Genomic DNA, 15,932 nt, shown 5'->3' with positions numbered 1-15,932 from the left:
TATCGACCACTCCCTTATGGAAAATTAGAAAATAGTTTAGGAAAATGACAATTCATTGCTACAAAATCATAGATACCTTTTAAAAACACCTGTTTTAAGATGACTATATTTTAAATACATGCCAGAAGTCGTTCCTGATGGACTGGACTCGCAGGGGTAAGGCTCAACTCAAATTGAAGTTTTCTCTTTTGCTATGCGCAGTGCGTCGATGACTCCGTCGAAATGATCAAATACTGTGCCAAATTCCACTTCCGGCCTGGAAATCAAAAGTACGTGAATCCCCAGCTCCAATGCAGATTGAACCTTTTCATCCACTGCTCCCGTGCGTCCGCTTTCCTTGGTGACCATCACGGTCGTGCCATAGTGCTTGTACAATGCTTCGTTCATCTCGCGGGAAAAGGGTCCCTGCATGGCAATAATATTCTTTTGCTCCATGCCCAGTTCGCCGCATTTCTCCATATTGTCCAAGCGCGGCAGCATGCGTGCAACCAGACGAATCTCCGGGTCTCCGAGTAAATGCTTGGTGAACGTGCCGAGCGTCTTACTGCCTGTCGTAAGCATGACAGAGCCTTTGAGTTGCTTCGCTTCTAATGCGGCCTCTTCATAGGAAGAAACGATGTGGAGCAATGGATGATTGTCATACACCAGTCCCGCCCGCTCGTAGCGAATATAAGGAACTCCGGACTCGCGAGCGGCTGTCATCGCATTCGCATGTGCTTCTTCTGCAAAAGGATGACTGGCATCAACAACCGCCTGTATTCCCTGCTCCCGAATCATTGCACTCATTTCATCGGCTGTCATTCGGCCTGTACGTACGTCCAGTCCTGCTTCGGCCAAGCTGGCTGCCGCGCTTTCGGTTACGACCGAGGTCAATACGTTGTAGCCATTGTCACGGATTTGCAGCGCCAATTCCCGAGCATCGCTCGTTCCACATAGCATGAATATCATGAGCCCTTCACCTGCCCGCTTCCATTCACTACAGATGGCGTATGTGAATGCTCGTGATGGTGATCATGGTCATCATGGCTGTGAGCATCGACATGCTCATGAGTGTGATCGTGGCTGTGTGTATGGTGATCATGATGATCGTGATCATGTGCATGGTGATGGTGATGATGCTCATGATCGTGATGGTGGTCATGGTCATGGTCATGGTCATGGTCATGGTCGTGGTGATGATGGTGGTGCTCCTGCGCCTCCAGACGGAACTGGCAGTTATCACAATTGGCCGTAACCTTGCCGAACAAGCCTTCCTTAGCTCGCTCCAGCACCAGTTCAATCAATTGAGGATGAAAACCAAAATATCCTCCCATTTCCACTTGTAATGTAGGGTGAGCCTCGGCAAATTCCTGGGTCATTTCTCCGATGCGCTTAATCAGCACACCCGTGAACAGAAAATAGGGAAGCACGATAATCTTTTTGGCCCCCAGTCGTACACAACGCTCCAATCCATCGGGAAAAGAAGGCTGCGTCACACCGATAAAGCTGCTCTCTACCCACGTATAAGAAAGCTGTTCCCATAGCATACGGGTGATTTTGAAAAAGTCACTGTTCGCATCTGGATCGCTACTTCCGCGTCCTAACACAAGTACCGCCGTTTCTTCGTCGGATACCTCGGAAAATGCCTCTACAGCGCTATTCATTCCCGCTGGAACTGCAACCGGACGGGCCTCTTTCAAGCGGCTTTGCAGAATGCTGACGATTTTCTCGTGAACGCCAATCGGGCGTCCATATACAAATTCCACCTGTGGATATTTTGCTTTTGCCCGATCAATAGCCATCGGAATATCAATTTTGGCATGTACCGCTGCGAACAAGATAATCGGAATGAGAACGACACGCGTCGCACCTTTCTCCACACATGTTTGCATCCCATCAGCAATGCTGGGACGTGTCAACTCCAAGAAACAGGTTTCCACGCACATATCCGGTACCCGGTCTGCCACTGCCTGTGCAAATTCCAGCAGTTCCTGGTTCCCCTCCGGGTCCCGACTTCCATGTCCAACTAACAATATTGCATCCACTGCTGTTTTTTCCTCCTCTTTAATAGGGATAGCCTGCATGACGCCCTATTTTATATATATGCTTGTATCCAGTTCATCAGGCCTTCAGTCCATTAATCACCACAAACCGCATTCACTTCTACCGTTGCTGGTGCATCTTCATGCCGGAAACCCGCAACGACACCTACACGTTTAAAAAATTTATGAAAACGCTCATTCGGATGCCCTTTTTCCTTATATTCAGCGATGACGTTCTCCACAATGTCAGTAATTTGATCACCCGGAATCCCTTCCGCTACGGGCTGAGCGGCATGAGCATTGCGCCCGAATTTTTTGCCACCAAGGAAGAGGTCGTATCCTCCCTTGCGATAGACGATGCCAATATCCTCCAGCACCGCTCCATAGCAGGCCATACCGCATCCGTTCAAAGCAATGCTCGTTTCCTTGGGTGCCTGTAATCCGCCAAGTACAACCTGTAGATGTTCAGCCACAGGCACAGCGTCATCCTTCTCCATATTGCAGAAGTCGCACGCCTTCACCTTAAACACATCGCCGATCGGCATGACAATGAATCGTTCATCCCGCAGTCGTCCGACCAGTTCCTCGGGGTCTGCGCACGGCACACGCAGCACGATCTGATGATCCGGCGTGTACTCCAGCTCGCCGTCATCACCCGCTACCTCGGCGAGCATTGCCATCTGGCGAGCGGTGAACTTCTTGTTTCCCACACCCGGGGAAACGCCCACCTCAAACAGCGCAGGCTTGCCAAAGCCGCCTGTCGCCATCCCGGCCGTAGCCCCCGCTCCGGCCACCGCTGACGTTCTTGCGGTGCTCTCGGCGGTAGGCGCTTGCCCGCTCCAGCGAGCGTTGGCTGCGTCAGGCAGCTTGCCGCCAACAGCGAGGCGGCTTAGTGCCTCTGCCGCCAGCGATGCCGGGGTTGCTGCGCCGGTTTGCACAGCGGTCGTTGCCTGCACGGCAGCCATCGCTTGCGGGCGTGCCTGCGTCGCAATCGCAGCGCCGCTCGCGGAGGGACCAGCGAGCGTAGTCGGGGCTGCGCCTGCCTGCGGTGCGGCCTCTTGCGCGCCCAGCGACCACGGCTCCGCTTCCGTACGGAGACGCTGATGCGGCTTGAGCGCTTGCTCGGTCGCATCCAGCGTGTATTTGCGCTGATATCCGCGCGGAGTCACGATCAAGCCGTCATACACCGTTGTCGAGGAATTACCGATGATTACAGTTGTCAGCATCCCGATGTCATGATTCAGCATATCTTCCAGCGTCGTGACAATAACTTGCTGACGTTCACGATAAGCACTTTTCACCAACCCAACTGGAGTTTGCGGATCGCGGTAACGCAGCAAAATGGACTGCGTCTCCACAATCTGGCGGGTACGTCGGCCACTGCGCGGATTATATAATGCAATCACAAAATCGGCAGAAGCCGCTGCTTCTACGCGCTTCACAATCGTTTCCCATGGGGTCAGATGATCACTCAGACTGATCGTGCAAGCATCATGCATAACTGGCGCGCCCAACAGTGAAGCACAGGACTGAATAGCAGAGATCCCTGGCACGACTTCTACCTCAACCCCGTCCTCGCGTCGCCAGCCTTTTTGCATCAGCACTTCGTACACCAGCCCTGCCATACCATAGACTCCTGCATCTCCACTGGAAATGACAGCTACCTTCTTGCCCATCTCTGCTTGGCGAACCGCCTCCTGCGCACGGCTCACTTCCTCTGTCATCCCTGTGCGTACAATCTCCTGTCCGTTCAACAACGGACGGATCAAATCAACGTAGGTATTGTAGCCGATAATGACCTCACTTTCGGCCAGCGCATCCAGCGCCCGTTTTGTGATATGTTCCATATCTCCTGGTCCAAATCCAATCACCAACAATTTTCCTAATGGGCTCATCGTGCTCCTCCTATTCATCCTTTTCAGGGCAGCTATCCTATCTATTTCAATGATTTATGGACATCCTGTAACTCAAAAAACCCCATCCTGCCCGGATGGGGTTTCTATGTACGTATCTCTCATCAGACGAACAAACAGCGTAAGAAGACACTATTTGTCTTCCTCCAGCCTGCCGTTGTTTTCCACCTGTCTGTTTACGCTTCAAACGCTGCTGCACGTTCATATCCACGCAAACCTCTAACCAACATGGAAAAAGCAACGTGTGCCTGATTTCCTGATTTCGTACACCCATCCTCTCCGCGAAGGTTAACGGTGCATACAGATCAAGGTAGGTCTCCTGGCTTGGCATCAACAGATTCTTTCGTCTTCCCCGTTTTTCACGAGTGACCATTTAAAAAAATCCTCTTCCTTACAGTGGCGGGACCGCTCGGGATTTGCACCCGATTCCCTGTTACCCTTTGCTCAACCGCAAAGGCACCTTGTCTGTCCGCTATTTGATTATGGGTCTTATCATAACCTTGCCTCAATCAGTTGTGCAAGCACGAAAAACGCTTTATTTCAAGTTCTCTGCTTTATTTTTTAACATATGTAGCAATTCATCCGGGTCCGCAGAGATACTTAATAACGCTGGATGCTCAGCCCCGGTAAACCCCTCTTGCACGCTATGGCGCACCATTTCTACTAACGGGTCAAAATATCCATTCACATTCAGCAGCCCAATCGGCTTGCGATGAATGCCGATTTGAGCCCAGCACAATACCTCGAACAGCTCCTCAAAGGTTCCCAAGCCACCCGGAAGGGCTATAAACGCATCGGCCATCTCGCTCATTGCCGCTTTACGCTCATGCATGCTCGCTACTTCAATAAATTCGGTAACTCCCCGATGAATGATCTCTGCATCAAATAACAGGGTGGGCATAATGCCAGTGACCTGACCGTCACCCGCCAGCATGCCATCCGCAACCTGACCCATCAGCCCCCTACTGGAGCCACCGTAGATCAGACGGATATGATGGCGAGCCATGGCTTCTCCCAGCTTGCCTGCCGCTTCAACATATACCGATGAATGTCCAGGTCTGGACCCGGCAAATACACAAATAGAATTCATTAACGTCTCAGCTCCTGTCCTAAGTATCATGCATCGAAACTTATTCATTATATTAGCTAAATATTTTCGCTATAACAAAAATCTTTGTCGATGCATGTCCAATAAAAAAAAGATAAAGACCTCGCAGGCCCTTATCTTTATTTTACGCTTTATCCAAAAATATAAGTTCATTTTTAGCATACTATATTTATAATTCTATCTCATTTCAATGACCATTCACGATCTTCAGACCACAGCCATGCACCGAATCGTTATGCTCAAAATATTTGCCAAGCTCCACCATCATCGCGCCCATGCGCTCTTCGGTTGGAAACACGACTCGTTCAATCCCCTCTTCCACAATGGACTGCGCAGTCACCTTCCCTACTGATACAGCAATCACATCCTCGCGGAAAGCTTCCAGTAAATCCTCGATTCGATTTTGCTCTCTCGCATATTGGGCTAAAAATCGGATTTGCGGACCACTCGTGAACGTAACAGCATCAACATTACGATGGATAACATCCTCCAGTAACGCCTGCAATTTTGCTTCCTCAGGTGGGATATGCTTATAAGGAAGTACCTGGCGGGTCACTGCCCCCTGCTCGTCCAGCCATTTTACCAACCGTGGGGCTGGATCGCCATGCAGTTGCAACAATACTTCTTTCCCCTTCAGATCGTATGGGGCGAAAGCTCCTGTCAATCCGATCAAACTTCCGTCCTCGTCTCGTACTACTGGCGTAAAGCCACGCTTTTTGAGTCCATTGACCGTCTTGTAGCCCCGCGCTGCAATGTTGGAAGATTGTAGAAGCTCCATAATCTGCTCAGCCACGCCCATATCCTCTGCCATATCGAACAAGGCATCCAGCCCCATACCTGTCGTGAAGATGTACCAGTCCGGAGGGTTCTTCACCCACGATACAACAGCGTTGCGCAGCTCGATATCATCCAGAAAAACCGTGCCCTGAGCCGGACGTTGTACTGGCTCACCCCCCATCTTCACAACTAGCAGCGCCATTTCTTCTGCTTTACGGGGACCCGCAAGAGCGACTCTCTTACCTGCCATGCGTTGTGCCATTCTGTTGCCTCCCTTGTAGAAGTCGTATTTCTTTCTACCAAGTATACAATCAGAGGGGTAAAAGACAAATAAGAATTACTTTTCCGATGAATACAGTAATCTTATAAGCGGCCGTGTTCTGTTCTGCCTCCATGCTGGCTTTCTTTCTGACTACTACTATCCCGCTCCCCACTAGATGAATGCTCACCGTCGTCTTTTTCTTTAGATTTGGGTCGGAGCAACATCCATAGCACCAAGGGCATAAGTACAAAAAAAATGATTATTACCGCGGTCCACTCCCGGCTGAACTCATAAATTTGCACAATGTTGGAGAACAGCATAAACGAACAGACATAGCCTAACAAACCTACGGGCCAAACCATCAGGCTCCCCCAGGCTTGGGCAAACATCCGTTTTACCGCCAAACTGGTAACGTACAGATCAACCCCAATCTTCGTAAGAAAGGTCGGTACGGTCAGTACTGCCACGAACAAATCGAACCGATCCAGAAAGTCTGTTAGCTGCAATTGACGCACCAGTTCATACGATGGATAAAATAGCCGTGACAAGATAGGAACACCAATAACCAACTCGGATAGCAGCACCAGCATGGTCAGAAAAGCGGTTCCGAGCAAATGCCCAAACCACGCACTACGCCCATTATAGCTCTTCCCAGAAATCACAAAGGGGACTATCATAATATCGGCCATATAACCCAGCATGCGCCAACTCCCCTTGATTACTCCCTCTACTTCTGGATGTAAGTAGGGTCTCAGCATCGAAAAATCCATATTACGCCCAAAAAAAAGAGGCATAGTCAACAGCGTCACAATCAACAGCGGTATAAAATTCTCGGTCATATTCACGATGGTGCTTATTCCACCTTTAGCCATAAATACCAGAGTCAACAGCACAATAAGAGAAGTGACCACAATCGGAGTCAGCGGCAAAAGCACCACCTCCACCAGATCCGTAATAATCCTCAAATCCCGTGCAAAGATGATCAGGAATAAAATAAGGTAGATTGCAAGCAGCACACGGCCCAGCACAGGGTGAGAGCTCACCATCGCCTGCATCAGATCCTGATCAGGGAACCGGCGTTTAAGTTTCAACATCGCCCAGATCGGCAAGCATAGCACGATAGCCGCAATTATACAGGTCCAGTAAGCATGCTGATTCGCGTGATCCGCTGCCTGCGCCGGAGCATGTATAAGGGTAATACCGACCTCCATCAATACACCAAGCAGCACAATTTGTCTGGTTGTGAACTGTTTCATGCAGGTACATCCTCCTTTTGCCCGCAGGCATCCATTACACGATTTACAACGTAGGGGGGAGCCACAAGTCAATAAAACGGGTCAGCCATGTAGCCACATAAACGGTGCTCTTCGTTGATGTTCCGTAAATCCAGATACCAATGCTAATAACATACAGTACGCGGGAGACCCAGCGATTGATGGCTGGTGCATTGTGAATATTTTTACGGTCCATCAGATACATGAAGAGCATAACCAGCACCAAAGGTAACAGAAATACTTTATTCATTCTGGATTTGCTCCTTTTTGACCCCGAATGGTTTGGTGACCGCACCGATATTCTCAATATGCACGACCGGATTTATGGTGACCTTCACCTTGGGATACAGTTGTTCCCATTGAGGTTTGATCCGTTTCCATTCATCCGGTTGACTCGTAATAATAGCCCGGCCCAAACCAAGTACGTCTGAACGATACTTTTGCTGAATCACCTGAACAGCCTCTCCCAGCTCCCTCTTAATTTCCTCGGCTGTCTGCTGCTCCAGCCACTTCAAATTTTTCTCGTTGGAAATATCGAAACTCGTCTCATTTTCCTTCACATTCCCATTGCAGTTCATATGAATGGTCATTCGAATCTCATCCCCTTGGATATGGGGCTTAATTTGGACTTTATTTTCGATGAGGTGTACAGATATGTAACCTCTACCTTTGGGAGGGGGAATAAATATTTCTGTCTCCTTGGCCTGCTCCATACCCAAAAGCAGAAACCGACTGAGGTGGTTATCAATAATTCCTGTTAACCTGTCTTTGCGAAACACAGCCAGTCCATCGACCTGAATATTCGTCTTCTGTTCTTTAAGGTTAGGGGGCCCATTCTTCACCAGAGACATTACTGGTACCACCGGGTCAACGCCTTCCAGCAGGACGGAATTCATCAACAGCTTAACGGAACGAGGTTTTTTCATATAGGAAATATTGAGCTCACGCACCATTTCCGCTGGATATTGCTCAATCGGTGCGTCTGCCTGAAGCATTTCCATCGCTGACCCCTTCGTAATAACAACCAGGGACGACAGACGGTTCTGCGGAACACGTGCCAGTACATCCATCATTTTGCTAATCCCTTCTCGTGCGAGCGCCTCGCCGAACAGCAGCACCCGCCGATGGGAGTAATTGAGTGTTCGCGAAACTCCGCGCTGTTCCTCGGTACTTGCTCCTCGAAAGCTTGGGCCTATTTTGGACTCCAGATAGTAGGATTTCGTACCACTGGTACCTCCCCCTCCTCCTGTACTGCCCGAAGATCCGAGTTGTCCGGGTAGAGCGATTTGCATCGTTACCCGGTACTGATCGCCTTCCTTGTCCAGCCCGGTACCCATCACGAAAGCAACATCATTCACTTCACGGCGATCCCAGCATCCTCCCAAGAGAACAGAGCATAGCAGCAGACAACAGAGCACAGCGACTTTACGTATTTGTTGTGTATTCGATTTGGGCTTCATCACCATCCCTCCTCGCTTTTAGGCGTTCCATTCATCTTTTCCTTCGCTCGTTTGTTGTTGTCTTTACCAATCCAGGAAGGACGTTTGGTCATTTTCCACCAAGGCGCGCGGACGACGATATCCTTTTGATCCATATGGTTGTATGGGCTATATCCACTCATATAAGGGACACCAAACGAGGTTAGCTTGGTTAGATGCGTAGCAATCAGCGTTGTCGCAATAATGATCCCAAACAATCCGAATAAACCCGCCATCAGCATGATGGGAAATCGCAGCAGACGAACCGTGATGGCAAAGTTAAAACGCGGTATAGTAAACGACGCAATACCTGTGAGCGACACAACAATGACTATGGGCGCCGATACGATTCCTGCCTGTACTGCGGCCTGCCCAATGACGAGCGCACCAAGAATACTGACGGCCTGACCGACTGTTTTGGGGAGACGAATCCCTGCTTCCCGTAATGCCTCAAAGGAAATCTCCATCATCAATGCTTCCACCAGTGCTGGAAAAGGGATGGATTCGCGAGCCGCCGCAATACTCAGGATGAGCGTCGTCGGCAGCATATCATGATGATAGGTCGTCACCGCTACATATAATGCGGGTAGAAAGAGAGCCATTACGAGAAAAAGAAAACGAATCCAGCGCACCATATTACTGATGAAAAAGCGCTCGTAATAATCCTCGCTCGCTTGCATCATCTGCCACATGGTGACTGGCCCAATCAGAGCAAAAGGCGTTCCGTCCACAAAAATGGCAAAACGTCCTTCCAGTAACTGCGCAGTGACGGTATCCGGACGTTCAGTGTATTCCATTTGCGGAAATGGTGAAAACGGATGATCCTCAATCAGTTCCTCAATATACCCCGTCTCCAGAACACCATCAATTTTAATATCGCTGAGCCGTTTTTTCACATCCTCCACCAGCTTCGAATCTATGATCCCTTCAATATAAGTAAGGACGACGCTCGTTTGAGTTTCTGTTCCGATGGTCATGCTGTACATCTTGAGCTTGGAGGTCTTCAGCTTGAAGCGTAACAGTGCCGTATTAACGCGAAGAGTCTCAGTGAAGCCCTCACGCGGACCTCGAATAACCGCTTCTGTCTGTGGTTCCTCTACGCCACGACGAACGCCCCCCTTGGCGCTAAAAATATACGCACGAGGCGTGCCATCTACGAATAAGGCGGCATTGCCGTCCAGTATCGCTGCCGATACCATCTTCCATTCTTCCATCGTTTTGGTCTGGGACATGGAGATACGAGTTTCATCCAGCGGCTCCAATTTGCCGTTCACTTCAGGGTCCTTGAGCATCATGCCCAGAATGACAGGCCGCAGGATATGATCCTGCAAATCCTCCGATTTTACCGTACCTTCAAAATAAGCCAACACCCCTTTGCGTTCAGGGGAAATCATGAGCTCTCGATAGACGATATCAGAGCAATCCTTGAAAATATCACGCAAAGCAATCAAATTGTCTTCCACACTGCTACGTAGCGGCTGTTCCAGCCACGAAGACTCAGGCAGTCCTTTAGGCACATTGGAATTTCGTGTCTTGCGGTCTGCGGCTGGAATCGCTCTCCGGCTCCACGGTGGCTTCGGCAACTTGGGAAAGCGCCCTTTCTTCATCGTTATTCCCCCTTTACAAATGAGCCGAACAGATAATATGACATATAGGATGTACCAGCCTGCAAAGGATTATGTATCCAATGAACTCAACATATTGAACGGATAACAAAAAGACCCTGCAATGATGCAGAGCCTTCGAAAATCCATCATATATCCGAAAATTTATGATAAAGGAATGATTAATCGCCCCAATACTCCTCGGGATGGTATTCAATCTTAGAACTAGCTTCGAACGTAAGCTTATCTGTCTGATCATGATATTCCACGCTTTCCGGGGTGACGTAATACCAATGCTTCACCAGGGGGCCATCATCTACCGGGGTTACAAAACGAAATACGTTCAACTCCCCGCTATAACGCACAATCGCCTCCGCCGTCTCACGCGGCAACTCTTGAAGCGTAAAGCGAAACACACCGTCCACCGATTCAAAATGACAATCGAAACTCTGCTTGCGGCTGTCAGCAAAGCTACGTCCCGTGACGGCATGCTTGATCAGCCATGTTTCCTGCTGCGCCATTGTGCGCACCTCCTTTTAGGGCAAATCAATCAACATATAAAAAACAGAATCTTCTGCTTTCAGTGAGAGCTTCGGCTCCTGCTCAATACGAGCGGAATCGCGTCCTTGCAGAATATGTTCACCGTTCACACGCAGCGAGCCTTCAATGACGAATAGGAACACGCGCCGACCCTCGGCCTGTGTGAATTCTACTTGTTCTCCAGGCTGAAGCTTGCTTAAATAAATCGTTAAATCCTGGTTGATTGCAGCTATTTCACCCTCCGTGCTTGGTACGCGCTTTCCGGCAACGACAGGCAGAAGCTGACCGTGAAGACGCTCAGGATTGAATGCTGTAGCCTCATATGACGGTTTCAGTCCTCTCGTATGCGGGCTAAACCACAATTGCAGCAGACTGACATCCTCCGTTTGTGAAGCGTTGTGCTCCGTATGAATGATGCCGTGCCCCGCTGACATTCGCTGAATGCCTCCAAAACGGGTTACCGCTACATGTCCATGGTTGTCTTCATGACGCAGTTCCCCATACAGCACAATCGAAACAATCTCCATATCACTGTGCGGATGCGCCCCAAATCCCCGTCCCGGTGCGATGACATCGTCATTACAGACACGCATAGGGCCAAACGCTGTATTGTTCTCATCCTGATACTCCGCGAATGAAAAGCTGTGACTTCCCCGCAACCAGCCCTTATCGAAGCTGAATCGGGAAGCCGCCGGATATATTGTAAACATAATAGCCCTCCTTCAGGAAGAAAAATGAGATCAAATCCCTCTCATTGTAACCGAGCCCAAGCGATAAAGCTACGCCTCTGTCTGAGTGATAATCTCATCTATAAAAGACTGCAAAGTACTGGTAACAAAGGCTTCCTTACGCCGGATAAACACCGTTGTTACTTCATTGTACGGCTCAGGCATCGCATGACCGCATACAAGGCCTTGAGACACCAGCCCGCTGATCGACGATTCGGGAAAAACAGTCATTCCAATACCGGCCGCCACACTGCCGATAATTGTCTCAAATGTCCCAAACTCCATAATCTGCTTGGGAATAATCCCCTCCATCTTGAGCCAAGTTTCCAGCCGTCCCCGGTAGCCGCAACCTTTTTTATACAGCAGGAGTGGACGGGTTGTAAGATCCTCGACAGAAAAGTCATCTCCTTGGGATACGAGGACCAGTTTTTCCTGAAACACATCAAACTGTTCAATCAGCGGATGCTTGACCGGCCCGGTCACAAAAGCTCCATCCAGCCGCATTTCTGCAACCTCCTGCACCAGAGACTCTGTAACCCCGGCCTTGAGGGACAACTCGACATCCGGGTACTTGCTATAATAAGCATGTAAAATGGCCGGGAGGGCAATGACAGTCTCTACAATGCCAATCTCCAGTACCCCCGAAGGTGCAGAGGTATTCTGAAACGCATGTTTCATTTCCTCAAATTGCGATAAAATGCTTTTCGTATATTGCAGCAGACGCTTGCCCTCTGCATTGAGGATCATTCCCCGCTTATGTCTATTAAATAAAGGCGTTTGCAGTTCCTTTTCGAGCAGCTTGATTCTGGCCGTTACATTGGACTGGACATAGCTAAGCTCGGCTGCAGCCTTGCTGACACTGCCATGCGCAGCCACCGTCTGGAAAATGTTTAAATCGTTCAGATCCACTACTGCTCCTCCTTATTGTGAAGGACAAGGGGCCATCAAAATTGACGCGCCTTGTCACTTATTATCATTTTAAATGATCATAATGTTTATTTTCAATCATTTTACCAACAGCTTCCTATCCTTTATGATGTGTCCATAAGATATGTCCGCTGAGACCGGCAAGGAGGAGCTTTTGTACATCATGAACAAACAAATCATGACCGGATCTTTATTATGCCTAATCGCCAGTATGTCCTGGGGGGCGATGTTTCCGGTTTCGCACATTGCATTACAACATATCAATCCACTGTACTTTTCATTTTTGCGCTATTTATCGGTTACACTCATTTTAGTCGTGCTATTGTGGCTCAAAGAGGGACGGACGGCATTTCGCTTTGAGGGCAAGGGCAAGACGTTGTTATTCTTTGGGACCATGGGATTCACCATTTATAATATGGCCGTTTTCCAGGGACAGCACGCGATGGGGGCAGCAGGTACTCTCGTAGCTTCTATAATGGAAGTGCTAATGCCGATGATTTCCATTGCGATGGTGTGGATCATGACCCGTAAAATGCCTCCAAAATATACACTAATCAGCATGGTGATTGCGCTGGCTGGGGCTTTACTTGTGATCACGAACGGAAAATGGACCTTTTTCACACTTGCCGGACAACATTTACTGCCGCTGCTGCTTATTTTCGTAGGCGTCGTCGGATGGGTCGTATATTCCATGGGAGGCAGCCACTTTGCAGGATGGTCTACTCTTCGGTATTCAACCCTAACCTGCCTGCTGGGAACTCTCGTCTCCTTCGTAGTCGTCACATTTGCCTCTGCTTTCAACTGGATTGTGGTGCCGGACTGGCAGGCTGTGTGGTCAGTTAAATACGAAATGAGCTTTATGATCCTGCTTCCAGGACTAGCTGCCCTGCTTAGCTGGAATGCCGGAATCCGAAAGCTGTCTCCACTGAACGGAATTCTATTTATTAACTTTGTACCGATCACCACGCTGGTACTCATGTACTTCCAAGGTTATGTCATTAGCCGTTTTGAACTATATGGGACAGTGCTAGTCATTTTCGCACTGATTCTGAACAATATGTTTCAGAGAAGTTCGCTGCGTCCTTCCGACAGCTCACGGGATGTCCGTTTCCGTCTGGATCGCCGCAAGTCCTTCCAACGTTAACTTCTAACCCTGCAAACCAGAAATTATGCTAAACACATTAAAAAAGCGCCTGGATACAGAGTACAATCTCCTGTATCCGGGCGCTTTTTATCATTTTAGGATTTTCCTTCAACCTGAAAACGTCCAACCAGTTCACGCAATTCCTCTGCCATTTGGCTCAGGTCCGCTGTAGATGAAGCAATTTCCTCAATAGAAGCAAGCTGTTGCTCAGCCGCTGCTGAGATCGACTCGGTGTTGCTCGCTGCCTCGTCCGAAATGTGGGCAATATCGCTCATAATATCTACGACACCTACCGTCCCTCGTGCCATTTCCTGAGTCACTCCGGTAATGTCATTGATATGTACCATAGCTCGTTCCACGGCCTGGCTGATCTCCGCAAAGGATTGCTCAGACGTGGTTACCGAATCAATGCCTTCCGTCACCCGTGTCCGCGCTTGATGCATAGCGCCCAGAGCATGATTCATATCCACCTGCATCGCTTCAATACGCTCCGAGATCAAGGTAGCCGAGTTCGCTGATTCCTCAGCTAGCTTACGTACCTCCGTAGCGACCACGGCAAATCCCTTACCATGATCCCCAGCACGTGCGGCCTCAATGGACGCATTCAGAGCTAACAGATTCGTCTGTTTGGCAATACCGGATATAACGCTGATAATATTCACGATTTCACCGGAGCGCTCATTGAGGGAGTCCATGGCCTGTCCGAGATCATTAACGGTCTCATCGATGTCATGCATCTTCTGGACAGCCTGCGTAGCAGCCTTGCTGCCCTCCTGAGCCGACTCGGCGTTCATCTTCACATGTTCAGATACGCCCACCATACGCTCAGATACATTCGCTGCTTGCTGAGCAAGCTCCTCCATATTTACGGAGCCGTGCTTGACGCTCTCCACCTGACGTTCGCTGCCCACAGCTACTTCCTGGATAGCAATGGTGACATGCTCAATCGCTTGAGTTGTCTGATCTGCACCTGCAGCCAGCTCCTCCGCTGAAGAACTTACCCGATCTGTCGTTTCGTGTACGCTTCGAATCATCGTGCGCAAACTATCCACCATGGTTTGAAAGTGAGCAGACAATTCGCCCACCTCATCCGTTTTTCCAGTCTCCAAATCGCCCGTCAAATCTCCTTCACTGATTCGTTCTGCTGATTTTTGCAGCTTACGAATCGGTACCAAAACAGAACGGGTAATCAGGAAAATCGCGATAAGAGCAATCACTAGTGAGGCAGCCAACACGAAAATGGTTACATAACGCATGGCAGCGGTGGCATCGCTAATCTCAGATTGATAGAAGGTACCTGCAATTTTCCAGCCGGTATCCGGATTCGTTACAAAGGTCAAATATTTCTCACGACCTTCATGCATATAGTTGAAGTTCCCGCTCGGCGCAGTATACAACGTATCAAGCGAACTCTCCTGAGGAGATGAGCCCGCTTTAGCCGTAGGATGAACTACGAATTTCTTCGTATGATCTAAAATGATGATGTACCCCTCCTGGCCCACTTTGATGGAGGCCAGTTTACGTACACTTTCCAGATTCAGAGAGATCCCAATAACCCCGGACTTGTCGGAAAGCGTCTGAGATACTACGACTACAGGAATACCCGATGAATTGATGATCACAGGCGTAATTGCAACCTTACCGGGCTGCTTCATCGCTTCGATGTACCATGGACGTTTGCGAGGGTCAAATGTCCCTTCATCCTCCTTGGGCACCCCCCGGATCATCAGCCCCTCCGGTGTACCAACAAAAATATCCGTCGCATCTTCGTGCAAACCCTTGTATTGGATCAGCTTGGGCTGAATCAAAGGGCTGTTTCGACCATTTATCATCGAGCCGTCCAGACGCTCCGCCAAATAACTCGCATCTTTAATTTTACTGGCGATTGCGTATTCAATAATCGAGTTAGCTGTCGCTACCCCCTGATTCGCACTCCCGTGAAGCTGTTTCTCCATAGCATTATATGATGATTTATAGGTCGCAATGGAAATACTTAAGCTCGGAATCAGCAAAACAAGTAAAAAGCCTAAACTTAGCTTGTTCCTGAGTGTCCATATAGTTTTTCTCTTTCGCGTTGTTCCCATGTTTTTTCCCCTTTGCTCATAAAACGATATATTTGAATTACATTCCGTGTTAGTTATATCGGTTGAAAGTAG

14 protein-coding genes and 1 riboswitch are annotated in these 15,932 nt (G+C 49.2%); of the genes, 1 reads left to right on the top strand and 13 read right to left on the bottom strand.

Going from position 1 to position 15,932, the window contains the following annotated elements; all coding sequences use genetic code 11:
* Nucleotides 1-168: 168 nt before the first annotated feature.
* The 12 genes from cobK to WA407_RS01955 form a co-directional block, all read right to left on the bottom strand.
* Nucleotides 169-948 carry a precorrin-6A reductase gene (gene cobK, locus WA407_RS02010; protein WP_254328202.1) on the bottom strand — a complete coding sequence of 260 codons (780 nt, stop codon included), beginning with the start codon at nt 946-948 and terminating at the stop codon, nt 169-171.
* Nucleotides 945-2,024: a sirohydrochlorin chelatase gene (locus tag WA407_RS02005; protein WP_336076766.1), complete on the bottom strand. Its 1,080-nt coding sequence runs from the start codon at nt 2,022-2,024 to the stop codon at nt 945-947. Before WA407_RS02005 ends, cobK begins: the two co-directional genes overlap by 4 nt.
* Before the next feature lie 92 nt (nt 2,025-2,116).
* Nucleotides 2,117-3,916 carry a precorrin-3B C(17)-methyltransferase gene (cobJ, locus tag WA407_RS02000; protein WP_235306575.1) on the bottom strand — a complete coding sequence of 600 codons (1,800 nt, stop codon included), beginning with the start codon at nt 3,914-3,916 and terminating at the stop codon, nt 2,117-2,119.
* Nucleotides 3,917-4,226: 310 nt separating this feature from the next.
* A riboswitch (cobalamin riboswitch) is annotated at nt 4,227-4,412 on the bottom strand.
* Between the two features lie 57 nt (nt 4,413-4,469).
* Nucleotides 4,470-5,024 (bottom strand): TIGR00730 family Rossman fold protein, encoded by a 555-nt coding sequence (locus WA407_RS01995; RefSeq protein WP_235306576.1) that lies wholly within the window; start codon nt 5,022-5,024, stop codon nt 4,470-4,472.
* A 205-nt stretch (nt 5,025-5,229) separates the two neighbouring features.
* Entirely contained in the window at nt 5,230-6,081 is an 852-nt protein-coding gene (locus tag WA407_RS01990; protein ID WP_235306577.1) for a uroporphyrinogen-III synthase, read from the bottom strand.
* Between the two features lie 101 nt (nt 6,082-6,182).
* Complete coding sequence (locus WA407_RS01985; RefSeq protein ID WP_254328200.1) at nt 6,183-7,337, bottom strand: GerAB/ArcD/ProY family transporter; 1,155 nt, start codon at nt 7,335-7,337, stop codon at nt 6,183-6,185.
* A gap of 43 nt (nt 7,338-7,380) precedes the next feature.
* Nucleotides 7,381-7,605, bottom strand: coding sequence for a hypothetical protein (locus tag WA407_RS01980; protein WP_254328199.1), 225 nt, complete (start codon nt 7,603-7,605; stop codon nt 7,381-7,383).
* Nucleotides 7,598-8,815 (bottom strand): Ger(x)C family spore germination protein, encoded by a 1,218-nt coding sequence (locus WA407_RS01975; protein ID WP_235306578.1) that lies wholly within the window; start codon nt 8,813-8,815, stop codon nt 7,598-7,600. The genes WA407_RS01980 and WA407_RS01975 overlap by 8 nt, the downstream gene beginning before the upstream one ends.
* A complete protein-coding gene (locus WA407_RS01970) occupies nt 8,815-10,440 on the bottom strand; it encodes a spore germination protein (protein WP_235306579.1) in 1,626 nt (541 codons plus the stop codon). Before WA407_RS01970 ends, WA407_RS01975 begins: the two co-directional genes overlap by 1 nt.
* Before the next feature lie 179 nt (nt 10,441-10,619).
* Entirely contained in the window at nt 10,620-10,958 is a 339-nt protein-coding gene (locus WA407_RS01965) for a hypothetical protein (RefSeq protein WP_235306580.1), read from the bottom strand.
* Between the two features lie 15 nt (nt 10,959-10,973).
* Nucleotides 10,974-11,687, bottom strand: a complete 714-nt coding sequence (locus tag WA407_RS01960; protein WP_235306581.1) for a pirin family protein — start codon at nt 11,685-11,687, stop codon at nt 10,974-10,976.
* 69 nt (nt 11,688-11,756) lie between these two features.
* Nucleotides 11,757-12,614 carry a LysR family transcriptional regulator gene (locus WA407_RS01955; protein ID WP_039271679.1) on the bottom strand — a complete coding sequence of 286 codons (858 nt, stop codon included), beginning with the start codon at nt 12,612-12,614 and terminating at the stop codon, nt 11,757-11,759.
* A gap of 181 nt (nt 12,615-12,795) precedes the next feature.
* On the opposite strand from WA407_RS01955, the gene WA407_RS01950 reads away from it, so the two are divergent.
* Nucleotides 12,796-13,776, top strand: coding sequence for a DMT family transporter (locus WA407_RS01950; RefSeq protein WP_336076667.1), 981 nt, complete (start codon nt 12,796-12,798; stop codon nt 13,774-13,776).
* A gap of 95 nt (nt 13,777-13,871) precedes the next feature.
* On the opposite strand, the gene WA407_RS01945 is transcribed toward WA407_RS01950, so the two are convergent.
* Nucleotides 13,872-15,860, bottom strand: a complete 1,989-nt coding sequence (locus WA407_RS01945) for a methyl-accepting chemotaxis protein (RefSeq protein ID WP_254328195.1) — start codon at nt 15,858-15,860, stop codon at nt 13,872-13,874.
* Nucleotides 15,861-15,932: the final 72 nt, after the last annotated feature.

The sequence above is a fragment of the Paenibacillus sp. 203 genome, assembly GCF_037027525.1.
GTDB classification, from domain to species: Bacteria; Bacillota; Bacilli; order Paenibacillales; family Paenibacillaceae; genus Paenibacillus; species Paenibacillus polymyxa_B.
The sequence above is the reverse complement of the archived record's forward strand: the minus strand, read 5'-3'. Positions and strand labels throughout refer to the sequence as shown.

Coding starts and splice junctions, on each gene's coding strand:
- cobK (WP_254328202.1), bottom strand. CDS start 948: ATGATATTCATGCTATGTGGAACGAGCGATGCTCGGGAATTGGCGCTG.
- cobJ (WP_235306575.1), bottom strand. CDS start 3,916: ATGAGCCCATTAGGAAAATTGTTGGTGATTGGATTTGGACCAGGAGAT.
- WA407_RS01995 (WP_235306576.1), bottom strand. CDS start 5,024: ATGAATTCTATTTGTGTATTTGCCGGGTCCAGACCTGGACATTCATCG.
- WA407_RS01990 (WP_235306577.1), bottom strand. CDS start 6,081: ATGGCACAACGCATGGCAGGTAAGAGAGTCGCTCTTGCGGGTCCCCGT.
- WA407_RS01985 (WP_254328200.1), bottom strand. CDS start 7,337: ATGAAACAGTTCACAACCAGACAAATTGTGCTGCTTGGTGTATTGATG.
- WA407_RS01980 (WP_254328199.1), bottom strand. CDS start 7,605: ATGAATAAAGTATTTCTGTTACCTTTGGTGCTGGTTATGCTCTTCATG.
- WA407_RS01975 (WP_235306578.1), bottom strand. CDS start 8,815: ATGAAGCCCAAATCGAATACACAACAAATACGTAAAGTCGCTGTGCTC.
- WA407_RS01970 (WP_235306579.1), bottom strand. CDS start 10,440: ATGAAGAAAGGGCGCTTTCCCAAGTTGCCGAAGCCACCGTGGAGCCGG.
- WA407_RS01965 (WP_235306580.1), bottom strand. CDS start 10,958: ATGGCGCAGCAGGAAACATGGCTGATCAAGCATGCCGTCACGGGACGT.
- WA407_RS01960 (WP_235306581.1), bottom strand. CDS start 11,687: ATGTTTACAATATATCCGGCGGCTTCCCGATTCAGCTTCGATAAGGGC.
- WA407_RS01950 (WP_336076667.1), top strand. CDS start 12,796: ATGAACAAACAAATCATGACCGGATCTTTATTATGCCTAATCGCCAGT.
- WA407_RS01945 (WP_254328195.1), bottom strand. CDS start 15,860: ATGGGAACAACGCGAAAGAGAAAAACTATATGGACACTCAGGAACAAG.